7 protein-coding genes are annotated in these 13,070 nt (G+C 47.3%); 5 read left to right on the forward strand and 2 right to left on the reverse strand.

Annotated elements, in window-relative coordinates:
- Nucleotides 1-177: 177 nt before the first annotated feature.
- Nucleotides 178-852 (forward strand): DivIVA domain-containing protein, encoded by a 675-nt coding sequence (locus ACIDITHRIX25_RS87505; protein ID WP_201732266.1) that lies wholly within the window; start codon nt 178-180, stop codon nt 850-852.
- Between the two features lie 1,119 nt (nt 853-1,971).
- Entirely contained in the window at nt 1,972-5,073 is a 3,102-nt protein-coding gene (locus tag ACIDITHRIX25_RS87510; RefSeq protein ID WP_213333385.1) for a fibronectin type III domain-containing protein, read from the forward strand.
- 629 nt (nt 5,074-5,702) lie between these two features.
- On the opposite strand, the gene ileS is transcribed toward ACIDITHRIX25_RS87510, so the two are convergent.
- Nucleotides 5,703-8,876, reverse strand: a complete 3,174-nt coding sequence (gene ileS / locus ACIDITHRIX25_RS87515) for an isoleucine--tRNA ligase (RefSeq protein ID WP_201732268.1) — start codon at nt 8,874-8,876, stop codon at nt 5,703-5,705.
- A 395-nt stretch (nt 8,877-9,271) separates the two neighbouring features.
- Here ileS and ACIDITHRIX25_RS87520 point away from each other — a divergent pair, with 395 nt between their 5' ends.
- The 3 genes from ACIDITHRIX25_RS87520 to ACIDITHRIX25_RS87530 all read left to right on the forward strand — a co-directional run bounded on the left by ACIDITHRIX25_RS87520 (nt 9,272) and on the right by ACIDITHRIX25_RS87530 (nt 11,503).
- Entirely contained in the window at nt 9,272-9,838 is a 567-nt protein-coding gene (locus ACIDITHRIX25_RS87520) for a TraR/DksA family transcriptional regulator (protein WP_201732269.1), read from the forward strand.
- 37 nt (nt 9,839-9,875) lie between these two features.
- Nucleotides 9,876-10,424, forward strand: a complete 549-nt coding sequence (locus ACIDITHRIX25_RS87525) for a signal peptidase II (protein WP_213333386.1) — start codon at nt 9,876-9,878, stop codon at nt 10,422-10,424.
- A 95-nt stretch (nt 10,425-10,519) separates the two neighbouring features.
- On the forward strand, nt 10,520-11,503 hold the full coding sequence (locus ACIDITHRIX25_RS87530) for an RluA family pseudouridine synthase (RefSeq protein ID WP_235347493.1): 984 nt from the start codon (nt 10,520-10,522) through the stop codon (nt 11,501-11,503).
- Between the two features lie 406 nt (nt 11,504-11,909).
- On the opposite strand, the gene metX is transcribed toward ACIDITHRIX25_RS87530, so the two are convergent.
- On the reverse strand, nt 11,910-13,043 hold the full coding sequence (metX, locus tag ACIDITHRIX25_RS87535; RefSeq protein WP_052603987.1) for a homoserine O-acetyltransferase MetX: 1,134 nt from the start codon (nt 13,041-13,043) through the stop codon (nt 11,910-11,912).
- Nucleotides 13,044-13,070: the final 27 nt, after the last annotated feature.

Here is a 13,070-nt window from a genome sequence, read left to right on the forward strand (position 1 = left end):
GAGTTGCCCAAATTTGCGCTCTAGAGCTACTTTGAGGGGCAAGAGTACATCAAAGAGGATCGTCGATTCTCTCATTGGGGTGTGATCGTGCTGCCAAAGGGTACATATGACCGCAATCCTTTGAATTTGTTTGAAAAAACCATCCTTGTAGTTTTGTAAGTTGCTACCCTTTAAAGGATGGACTTTGACGCAAAGGCGATAAGAGAAGCGCAATTTCGCGAGAAGATGCGAGGTTACAACCCAGACGATGTCGATGCTTTTTTAGAGCAGGTTGCAGCCGGTGCTGAAAGTCGTGAAAAAGAGATCAGAGATTTAACTTCCAAACTGCTTCGATCTGAACAAGAGGTCGAGCGATTGAAGGTTCGATTAGCCCAAGCTGAGGCAACTCAAGGTGGTGGCTCATTCCAAGTCGAGCCGATACCGGCACAGGCACCACCAGCCTCTTCTATTCCTGCCGGAGATCGAATCTTGTCGATCTTCCTCCATGCCGAACAATCGGCGGACGAGATCATCGAAAAGGCTAAATTCACCGCTGAGGATACCTTGTTTAGGGCTCGCCAAGAGTCCGACATGATGCGTACAAAGGTTGCGCAAGAGGTAGCTGAGATGCGGGATGCCGAATTGACACGACTCGAGATGGACGTCTCGGATCACAAGAGGCGTAGGGATGAGCTCAAGAGCGATATTAAGCGTTTGGGCGCTGTAGCCTCTGAAGCCCGTTCTACGGTTCGTCTAGCCCTTCACAGTGCGCTTGACGCGGTTGAGAACTCATTTGCTGATTTATACAGCGAAGAGGGCGAGAACCCTCAACTTCCGGAGTCAACAGAGTCTCCGTCGGAGTTCAACGGATAGTTTTTGTAGCTTTGGATGGATCCATTGGTACTTAGGTTGATACTCTTCCTAGGTGCCAATGGGTATTTTATTTTAAAGCCACTTGACAGTCGAGATAGGCTCCTTCTTCCGAGCGGTGAGGGTGAAATGAGCTTTTTTAGTCGTGGCGATGTCATAGGTGGTCGGTGGAGCCCAAATAAGCGATGAAGCGATGGCTTTATACGACTTCGCTTGTGCCGGGTGCAAGAGGATTTTAGCATTTAGATTAATAGTTAGTGGCGTCCAGGATACCTTTTGATTGGATGTTTTCATTGCAGTTTTAGATGGCGAATCGCTACAGCTGTTCTCGCCTTCACAAAATAATTCAAAGGAGAAATGAAGTCAATGGATGGTAACCCACAATCCCGATGAATATATGCGATAGCTGGGACAGAAATTAGCTCATAAGGCCTAAGCTGCGCAAGGTATTGTTCGGTTCGCTCCTGCCTCCAAAGCTATTGAAGGCCAAATTGATAAATTGGTACTATCGGAACGTCTGATATTTTATTTTACTTCTAGGTAGTCCGTTGTCATCTCTCTTTTTCTGGCTCCATCTCTTTTTCTGTTGCCATCTCTCTTCTTCTGGAGTCGTTGGTCGTTGGTTTTTGGTCTTCTGAGATTACTGAGTTTGTGCTGGTTGATGCACGATCGCTTATAACGGGTACTGCCTTATTTAAGCCCATCATTTTTGAGACACTGAGGTCACCAAGACCGATGTGGAGGACTATGAATAGCCACTCTGATTCACACTCGACTGGTTTGTGGCGGGCATGAGTCAAAGTGTAGTTAAAAGAGATCTGGTGAGCCGTGGTATTTTCGAGTGACTACCAAGGGTGACGATCTTTGTTTTTTATATATTGAACTTTGAATTTTTTGCCGAGCCCAAAAGATGCTTAGAAGTAGATGGTTTTGAATAGGTCGATGGGCTCGCCTTGATCCTTATTATGGAATTTTGATTTACGTATTTAAGGACAGCTTATCCGCCAGGTTTATGCGTAGCATGTGATAGCGTGGTTATTTGTTGGGGAATCAAATACTGCTCTTGAAGTTTTTAGAAGTTACCTCTGGGATTGTGTATTTAAATGAAGGGTCGCACCAGATATGTTTAATAGTTGCAACTTACGTCTTTGGCCCTTCAAAGTATTGTCATCCGATAGTGCCAATGAGCATCGTGCCAATAGGTATGGTAACAATAGAAGAATGTGGTCCCTTTTGGGTACTCGAGGTTTGAGGCGTACGCGAGATATAGCGCTGTCAATCGTTTGTCTTTTTGGCATGGTTGGGATTTTGATAGCCGGACCTGGACCAGCTTATGCTGGTTCTTCTTCTATCACAAGGTACGTATCTACGAGTGGAACTGATAACGGTGGTTGTACTTTCGCATCTCCATGTTTGACTATTGCATACGCAATAGCGCAGTCCAATGCCGATGATACTATCGATGTTTTGGCAGGGAACTATAATACATCAGCAAGTGGAACTATCGTCATAGGTAAAGATATAAAGATTCTTGGGGCGGGTTCCTCGACAACTTTTGTAGGTGGAACTGCAAAGAATAAAAGGGTTCTAGGCCCTGTGTTTAGAATAAAAAAGAATACGACTGTTTCAATATCGGGTTTGACCATTCAATATGGCAATGGTATCCACAAGACTCATCCGTCTCACAATGGCGGTGGGGGAATCTACAACAAAGGTAATCTAACTCTTTTCAATGACACTATCTCGCACAATGTGGCTTTACATAGCTCTCTCGGTGGCGGTGGAATCTACAGTGGCGCATCGGGTATATTACTGGCGAAAAATGATGTGATTTCCTACAATCGAGCCAAATCCTCCAAGGGCGGTTTGGGAGGTGGAATTTCTATCGATGGAAAGGCAAAACTTATAGGCGATAAGATCTCACACAACCATGCTCGCGGACAAGATGGCGAGGGTGGCGGACTCTATTTTTCTGGCAGTAAGAGCCTGGTTGCAACCAATGATATATTTAGCTACAACGCAACACCAGGGGCGCTCAGCGGTGGTGGTGGATTGGCCATAAATGGTTCGAGTTCGGCCAAAATTAGTCTGTCCAACGATTCAATCACCCATAATGTCTCCGGTGCACGGGGACAAGGCGGTGGAATCTATATCCTCAAAGGCACAGTGAACTCTAGTTACGACATTATATCGAATAATCGTGTTGGTAAAAACGGCGGTGGTAAATCTGGTTACGGCGGGGCTATCTGCAACTGGTTTGGCACTTTTAAGTCATCTATGGATCAGATAGAGAACAATAGCGCCAAGGGAGGTCATGGCCTTGGGGGTGGAATATTCAGTTATGTTGGCGGCCAATTGAATGATGACGAAATCTCTAATAATAGTGCCTGGTCTGGCGGCGGATTCTATAATGCGGGTTCGGTTACCCTGACGAATACGACATTCTCCGGTAATTTGGCAAAGAAGTCTGGCGGCGGATTCTATAATGCGGGTTCGGTTACCCTGACGAATACGACATTCTCCGGTAATTTGGCAAAGAAGTCGGGCGGCGGATTCTATAATGACAATTCAGCAACTGTAACGAATTCGACCTTCTCTGGTAACAGCGCCCCAACTAGAGGAGGTGGAGCAATCTATGATTCATCCGCTGCAAAAACCACACTTGCTGGGGATATTCTCGCTAATTCCACCTCCGGTGCAGCGTCCACCACTGGATCACCGCCCGCAACTGCTGCAATTACGGCCAACTGTGCTGAAAAAAGTGCGACTAGTAGTTTTTTTGACTTCGGCTACAACCTTTCAAGCGATAGCTCATGTGGATTTACCTCGACATTTTCGCTAAGTACCACTGCTCCCAACCTTGGATCTCTGGTCGATAACTCTGGACCAACTCTAACGATGGCCATTGTGCCAGGTTCGCCTGCTTATGATGTTGTGCCGGTTTCAAGTGGACTTTGTGGTCCGCCTGCAACTTCAACTAGCTTTGTTCCAAGCGGTGCTGTGATACCTTCAAGTGATCAGCGAGGATTTCCTCGTCCAACTGGTGGATCTAGTTATTGTTCTATAGGTTCATTTCAATACCAACCAATAGTTGCTGCCATAACAGTGCCAACTCCCCCAACTCTAACTTCAGCTACCTCCTCGTTGGGCTCGCCGACAGCGCCATCTCCTAGCTCGTCGCCAGCATCTGTAAGTCTTAATTGGAATCCTCCAGCTAACGACGGTGGCTCCGTGGTGAGTGGATATTACATCTACGAAGGTACCTCTGCGGGATCGGAGTCAGCCGTCGCGGTCAATTCATCTCCGATTGTGGGAACTTCCTATGTGATAACAAACCTAAAAGAAGCAACAACGTATTATTTTTACGTAAAGGCACTTAACCAAGCGGGCTTCTCTCAAAGCTCAAATGAGCTTTCGGCTACAACTTCGGCGCTATCTCCGTCCACTTTGACCCCGGCTCTATCTCCATCTGCGATCTCGGAGGGATATAGATTCACAGCTGGAGACGGGGGAGTCTTTGACTACGGATCAGCGGCATTCTACGGCTCGTTGGCTAATAGCCATCTAAACCAACCAATAGTTGGAATCGCCTCCACACCTGATGGAAAAGGCTATTGGTTAGTTGCAGCCGATGGAGGCATCTTCTCTTTTGGAGATGCAACGTTTTATGGTTCACTGGCTAACCATAATCTAAACCAACCAATAGTTGGAATCGCCTCCACACCTGATGGAAAAGGCTATTGGTTAGTTGCAGCCGATGGAGGCATCTTCTCTTTTGGAGATGCAACGTTTTATGGTTCACTGGCTAACCATAATCTAAACCAACCAATAGTTGGAATCGCCTCCACACCTGATGGGAAAGGCTATTGGTTAGTTGCAGCCGATGGAGGCATCTTCTCTTTTGGAGATGCAACGTTTTATGGTTCACTGGCTAACCATAATCTAAACCAACCAATAGTTGGAATCGCCTCCACACCTGATGGAAAAGGCTATTGGTTAGTTGCAGCCGATGGAGGCATCTTCTCTTTTGGAGATGCAACGTTTTATGGTTCACTGGCTAACCATAATCTAAACCAACCAATAGTTGGAATCGCCTCCACACCTGATGGAAAAGGCTATTGGTTAGTTGCAGCCGATGGAGGCATCTTCTCTTTTGGAGATGCAACGTTTTATGGTTCGATGGGATCAATTCCGCTAAATAAGCCAGGTGTTGGAATTGAATGATCGGTCATTTCGGGATCTATAGGTTTCAGGATGGCCCTAGACTGACTCAATTGAATCGAGATCTACTTCTCATTAAATCACCCATTAAGCGTCCGAAGGGATCAGTTAAACTGGTCTTTTTGAGCTGGAGTTGCATTCTTAGAAACTGCTAAAAACTTGTAATGTCGATTCTAATAAGTGGAGATATGTCGAATATTGGTCCTTTTAAGATCGCCCTTACGAGGATTGTTGATGACGTCTTATAAGGGCGATCTAGCTATTTGGTCGAATTCATCGGATCTTGAGATATTCGATTTGGCTATATTTAGCACTAGGTAGCGATAGAACTTCCGGTCGTATTGTCAATGGATTCATCGGCTAGCATGCCTACCCGACTAGGGATTTCATCTTATTGCGGCTACTATAACCAGATAGTTGTGTGCTCAGTGCTATCTATTATGTGCGAAGTAAAAAGATCTATGAGGGCGAATTATTATTCTAAATCGCCCTCATAGATAGTTGTACTGGTAGCTGTAAGCAATAGCTATCTGTAATTAATGCCTTTACCGCGGCAATTGAATATGGTCGACAATCATGGTTCTTTGTAAGCAGTTAATTTGCTACAACTCCTGGTCTTGGTTCTTCCTGGGCTAGGCCTTTTCTACCTCAATTGTCCAGTTTTCGCTGGATGTACTTGCTTCATCCATAGAGAGCGAATCTGCTAAGGTTTGAGTAAGGATGTAGTCGATCCACTTTCTTAGTGCTCCAATTAAGTTAGCATCTTCCCTTACGGATACCGTAATATTAATGCGGTCTGTTATGTTTAGATCAGCTTCTTTTCGAAGATTTTGAACCTGGCGAACGAAGTCTCGGGCTACACCTTCAGCGATCAATTCTTCTCCGGGCTCAATGTCAAGTACCACTACCCCGGTCTGTTCAAAGAGGGGCCGAGACGCCTCTTTTGAGATCACATCCACTGTGAGTTGGAATTCGCCTTCTAGAAGCTCATAGCCACCAGCTGTGACCATTCCCTCCGGTGTTTTTATCCAGTTGTTTGTTTTTGCCGCGTCAATTACCGTTTGAGTTGCTCCACCAAGGCGAGGTCCTAGCTTGCGGGGTACTATCGCAAGGGTCTCTTTAGCTAAGACGGACGTATCTTCGAGGAGTATCACCTCTTTTACGTTGGTCTCTGAGGCGATTAGGTCGATAAATGGTGTCAGACTAAGGGCGCCTTTAGTGGCTATCGTCAGGCTGGCTAGAGGGAGGCGGGCCCTGAGCCCTCGTGCTTTTCTAATCGAGTGGGCCTGCGAACAGGCTTCACGCACTAGATCCATCTGCGAAACTAGGTCGTTATCTAAGGGTAGTCCTTGTGTTGTGGGCCAGTCAACTAGGTGAACACTTCTCTCATCTGTGAGACCTTTATAGACATATTCCGAGACCATAGGAAGCATTGGCGCCACTATTTTGCATAGGTAGACCAAGGCGGTGTGGAGGGTATTGTATGCATCTAACTTATCTTGGTCGTCGGTGACCTTTTTAGGAGTCTCGCGCCAGAACCGATCTCTTGAGCGACGGATATACCAGTTCGTAAGAGCCTCTAGGTAGTCTTCTATCCCAGTTGCAGCACCGTATAGGTCGTATTCATCGAGAGCATTGGTAGTGGACTCAATCAATGCCGACGTCTTTGCGAGGATATATCTATCGATTAGATTCGTGGACGAGGAATCTAGGGTACCTTTGATTCCATCTGCGTTGCCATAGAGGCTTAGGAAGTAATAAGCGTTCCAGATTGGGTTTATGACTCGCTTTAGAGCGTCAACTATCGATTCGCGATCGACAATAGCGTCTTGTCCCCTTAGAACCGGTGACGACAGAAGGAACCAACGCATGGCATCGGCGCCAATTTCTTCGAAGACTTCCCATGGGTCGGGGTAGTTGCCCAATCTCTTTGAGAGCTTTCGTCCATCTTGTCCCAATAGGATGCCGTGGGCCATACAGTTTTTAAATGGCGGTCGATCAAAAAGGGCAACGCCAAGGACATGGAGGGTGTAGAACCAGCCCCTAGTTTGGCCAATGTATTCCACAATAAAGTCAGCAGGGAAGTGTTCTTCGAAGTTTTCGCGATTTTCAAAGGGATAGTGCAATTGCGCATATGGCATTGACCCAGATTCAAACCAACAATCTAGAACGTCAGTAACTCGGACCATTTTGGATTGTCCGCTGGGATCGTCTGGGTTTGGTCGCGTAAGCTCATCTATATAGGGCCTATGAAGATCCTTGGGCCTAACTCCAAAGTCTGCCTCAAGTTCATCCAATGAGCCATAGACGTCGACACGGGGGTATTGGGGGTTGTCGCTCTTCCAGATTGGAATCGGAGCACCCCAGAATCGATTTCGCGTGAGCGTCCAGTCTCGCGATCCTTCGAGCCACTTCCCGAACGATCCATCTTTTATGTGGCTTGGCGTCCAGTTGATCATTTGATTTTTGGCGAGCAGGCGATCTTTGATGGCTGAAACGCTTACGAACCATGAGCTTTCAGCCTTGTATATAAGTGGGGTATCGGTACGCCAGCAGTGCGGGTAGGAGTGTTCATAGTTCAAAAGGGAGATCAAGAATTGGTGTTCGGTTAGGTATTTTACGATCTCTGGGTTTGCTTCAAAGACCTGAAGTCCTACATAGTCCACGACCGGATCTATGAATCGAGCTCTTGAGTCGACTGGGCAGACGACTTCGATTCCGTAACTCTCACACAACTTCTGGTCATCCTCGCCAAAGCCAGGAGCCATTTGGACTGCGCCAGTACCTTCTTCTGTGGCTACAAAGTCTCCGACCATTACTAAGAATGCATTGGGAGCATCGCTAAAGTAGTCAAAGATCGGCTTGAATCTGCGCCCTTCGACTTCACGGCCCAGAACTTCACCTAGGTAGGTTGCTCCTTCAAGCTCTTGGGCATAGTTTGAGGCGCAAGCGGCTGCCAGAAGGACCTTACGACCCCTTAGGGGGTGGTCAAAGACGCTGTAGGAGATCTCAGAGCCCAGTGCTATTCCAAGATTGGACGGCAGGGTCCAGGGCGTCGTCGTCCACGCCCAAATCTCGATCTCTCCACTAAGAAGGGGATTGGTCTCATTTGCATCCTCTATGAGGCGAAAACCAACAGTAACCGAAGGATCGACTCTGGGTCGATAGGAGTCGTCCTGTCGAGTTTCAAAGTTGGATAGAGGGGTTTCACACTCCCAGCAGTAAGGCAGAACTCTTCTGCCTTCATATATCAGTCCTTGGCGATGAAGTTTTGCGAATGCCCAAATCACCGATTCCATAAAGTCGATATCCATCGTCTTGTAGTCGTTTACGAAATCGACCCATCGTGCTTGCCTACTGACGTATCGATGCCACTCGTCAGTAGTGCGCTGAACTAGACCTCGACAATGGTCATTGAACTTGTCTATTCCAAAGTTGATGACTTCATTTCGTCCGGTGACTCCCAGCTCTTTTTCTGTCGCCATCTCTGCGGGCAGACCGTGGCAGTCCCATCCGAAGCGCCTCTCGACTCGAAACCCTTTCATCGTCTGATATCGTGGGACAGCATCTTTTACGAATCCGGTCAATAGATGGCCGTAATGTGGGAGGCCATTGGCAAATGGGGGGCCGTCATAAAAGACGAACTCTTTGTCACCTTGGCGACGATTTTCTATCGACGCTTTAAATGTGTCGTCTATCTTCCAGAAGTCGAGAATCGATTCTTCAATTTGTGGAAGACGTAATCCAGGGGTCAACTTTGGATATTGCGTTTTATCGTTGTTCTCGTTTGGGTGATTAAAGGCCATTTAACCAAATTAGGCGGTTTTAGTGGCAATCGAATCCGTCTAGAGCAATGCGATTGGGATACAAGCTGGCGGTGAGCTACAGGGCCTAGGTAATTCTCGGATAGTGTATAATCTTCGAAAACATTAGAGCACTAGAAAAGTGATAAGGTATTTTGTCTTCGTAATGGTTTGAAGGTGGATGGTTAACTCCAGCATCCAGAGGCTAATTCGCATGATTTCTTTGTTTTGCCATCGTCGATTTAGCAGCCAATTGGAAGTTTGCAGATATTGTGTCAGTCGATTATGAGTCGATCTCGAAAAATTGACTCAATCTGTATACGGGCATAAGTTTGAAAGGCTCGTCGTTTGATCTCTAACGGCGAATGTGATCTTAGGTTTACAAGATTTGAAGGTTGATGACAGAAAAAAAGAATGTTGCTAAGGTAGTTTCACCAATGAATAAACGACCCGCAGGTATAAAAAGTAACGCCATATCGGCCGATTCAATAATGGACGACCGAGGAGATGTCAAAGGCAATCAGGAGGCTGTGATGGCAACATTGACCAAACAAGAGATCGATGCTCTTAGCGACGACGAGTATGATTCTTTGAGCCACGAAGATTTCATAGCAGCTCAAGTAATTCTCCTTGAGGCAGAGAAGTCGGTCTATCTCACCCAGGCTGAGATGTTCAAAGAAGAGGCTGCAACCTTAGCAAGAGAGTCCGAGCCCGGCGACGTTCAATTCGATGAAGAGTCTGGTGAAGGTGGCAATTCGACTATGGAGCGTGAGCGCGATCTAGCGTTGCTTGCCTCGCATATGGCAACGGTCTCTGAGATTGACGAGGCGATTGAAAAGATTGCTAAGGCCGCCTATGGTAAGTGTGAGAACTGCCATAGTGAGATTCCGAGAATTCGTCTAAGGGCTCTGCCGTATGCGCGACTTTGTGTTCACTGCAAGAGTGGATCGATAATAAGGCGTTGATCCTAGCTATCATCTTTTGGTAGGTGCCTACCTAAAGATGAAGAGGCGGGTTTATCTTCCTGCCTTGAAGACTCAGATAGACCCTTTGACTTTTTGTAAAGGAAGATTATTGACGGCTCGACTTTTGAGGCTCCGATTTCTTGGATTGCTTGTCGCGGGAATCTGGATAGTTCTAGATCAGATATCAAAGACCTGGGCTCAGAGTAATTTAATGGGTCATCCTCGTTTCTTATTTGGACATGTTGGCTTCGAGTTGATCTATAACTCTGGGTTTGCTTTTGGCATCGCCTCGGGCTCTTCGGCAATCATCACTATCTTTGGCCTTATCGTATCAGCAGGCTTAATCTTCGCCCTATGGCGTACTTCACGTAGGACGATTGCCCTAGGAATTGGCCTCGTCTTGGGGGGTGCCTTGGGCAATGTGGTGGATCGCCTCTTTCGTCACAATGGGGGCGCGGTAATTGACTTTATCCATTCAGGATTTTGGCCGACGTTCAACCTGGCTGATATGGGTGTAGTGGTGGGACTGATTGTTATTATGGTTGGTTCTCGTCAGCGACAGGCATCATCGTCATCAAATCGTTAAGGTCGCTAGGCTAATAGGTACTGTTTCTGCTTCAACTTTTTTGTTCGAAGTAGAAAGAAGTTCGGACTAGAAGACTGCAGGTAAATTTGAGCAATGTGATCCGAATCGATGAACCTAGTGACGACGACACCTTGGTATCTTATGATGTGCCGGAGTCGTGTGTAGGACTGAGGCTTGATCGGGCGTTGTCGACCCTTACGGGTTGCTCAAGGGCGCTCGCGGGTTCAACTATTGACAACGGTCAAGTTGGAATCGACGGCAAGTTGGCAACGTCTCGCTCTACAAAGCTTTCTAGCGCCAACGTAATTACCTTTCCAGCCACATTACTAGAGGGCGTCGAGGATATCCCTATTGAGGCTGATGGGAGCGTTGACTTCGATGTGATCTATGCAGATGAGGACATCATAGTTATCGATAAGCCTGCTAACTTAGTTGTCCATCCTGGAGTTGGAAATCCCTCAGGGACTCTCGCCTCTGGATTGTTATTTAGATATCCAGAGATTGTTGGTATAGGTTCTCCTTTGCGGCCAGGAATTGTGCATCGCCTTGATCGTCCCACAACAGGGTTGATGGTGGTGGCTCGTTCGGCTTTAGCCTATGACCTGCTCGTTGGTCAACTCAGCAACCACAGCGTTGAACGCCGTTATCTGGCCCTGGTACACGGAGTAATACTACCTCCGAGTGCACTTTTGGAAGGGCCAATTGGAAAGTCAACTCGTGGTTTTGGAATCATGTCTGTTAGTGCCCAAGGTAAGTGGGCACGGACTCACTATAGCCGTTTGGCCATCCTAAGCCTAGGTGATGAGATCTACTCTTTGGTGGACTGTTCGCTGGAGACTGGGCGGACCCATCAGATTCGGGTTCACCTATCTTCTCATGGATTTCCGATCGTGGGGGATGTGGTCTATGGATCAAAGTACGACTTTGGCCCTCGAGTCTTTTTACACGCCTACGAACTGAGTTTTTTGCATCCTCGAACTAATGAGGAAGTTCGATTTAGTGCTCCAGCACCTCTCGATTTGCAGGAACTGATCAGTCAAATGACCATTGTCGAAGGGACAATCGACTATTTCAATTGAGGGATCTTCCTCAATGGCACTCCTTAGTGGTTAAGGTGAGCGTGTTCTATTTACTCCCAGAGCACTTCTAGATCGACCTAAGGATCTACCATGGAGCTTTGCCCGGTTGGTTTTGCTAGTTAGGCTTTGGCCCAGTAGCTCTATGTCTAATAACCATACAACTATTAGCGATGCAGCTAGTAACGATCTTTCTAAGAGTCGAGCGCGCCTTTTTTGGAAACGCTAGACCAAAATGGCTCCAACTTTGGAGCGTTCGAAGGCCTCACTGGTTGAAGATGGGTGTGTGGTCGACTCTGGATTTTCATTAGAGATTGAGTTATGGGCGAATCGAGATGAGATTTGTCATTTCTAAAAACTATCCAGGGGGATCTTCCTAAAAGATTGAACTAGGCCAGGATGGATTGAACTAGGCCAGCGCCTTGTTTATGAAAGTGGCGACTGCGCTCTCTTCAATCAGAAAACCATCGTGTCCATAGGATGATTCGATACCGACAAATGATTCGGTTGCCCTTATGGAGCTGGCAATCTCTTTTTGTTGATAGAGGGGATAGAGGCGATCCGATTCGATGCCAGCCACGAAAGTCCGGGCTTTGATTTGACCCAATGCTCGGTCTACACCCCCACGATCACGTCCAAGATCGTGGCTGTTCATAGCTCGTGACAGGGCTATATAGGTATTTGGGTCGAAGCGTCGATTGAGCTTCTCACCGTGGTAATGGAGGTAGCTTTCAACCTCAAATGCACGTGGGTCTAGAGGTTCCTTGCCTTTTACCAATGTGCGACCAAACCGATCGCCAAATTCTAAATCGCTTCGATAACTCAACATCGCCAATTTTCTAGCGATCATCATCCCTGCGGTTGGTCCTTGGCCGTCACCCACGCTGTAATAGTCGCCGCCATGAAAGTTAGAGTCTAATTCGATAGCTTCGATTTGGATTGAGCAAAGGGCAATCTGCTCGGCGGATGCCGATGCGGTTGTAGCTAGTACTATCAATCTTTCAGTTGAATCGGGCTCTAAGACGGCGTGTTCAAGTGCCCTCATCCCTCCCATGGAGCCCCCGATGACCGCCTGCCATCTCTCAATTCCAAGGTAACGTGAGAGTTCTATTTCGAGCCTTGCTTGGTCACGAATTGTAATTTTGGGAAAGCGTGAGCCAAAGGGCAACATGGAGGAAGAATCGATTGAGGATGGGCCAGTAGTTCCTTGGCATCCGCCAAGAACATTTGGGCAGACCACGTAGTAGCGGTTGGTATCAATAGCCATGCCTGGTCCTATCTGGCCATCCCACCAACCCGGTGTAGGATGACCTGGACCCGCATTTCCTACGGCATGAGAGTCACCAGTTAAGGCATGTAAAACAAGAATCGCATTTGACTTGTCAGCCTTTAGCTCTCCCCATGTCTCATAGGCGACAATAGTACCCCTGAGCTCCCCTCCGTATTCGAGGTGGAGGGGAGTGTCAGAAAATAGGGTGGCGAACCGCTTGTGACCGGGATCAGATTCAGGTAAATGAATTTGCCTGCTTATGAGACCGTGCAGCTCGGTCGGTTCGCCATGGTCAGCCAC

This window comes from Acidithrix sp. C25 (assembly GCF_904848545.2).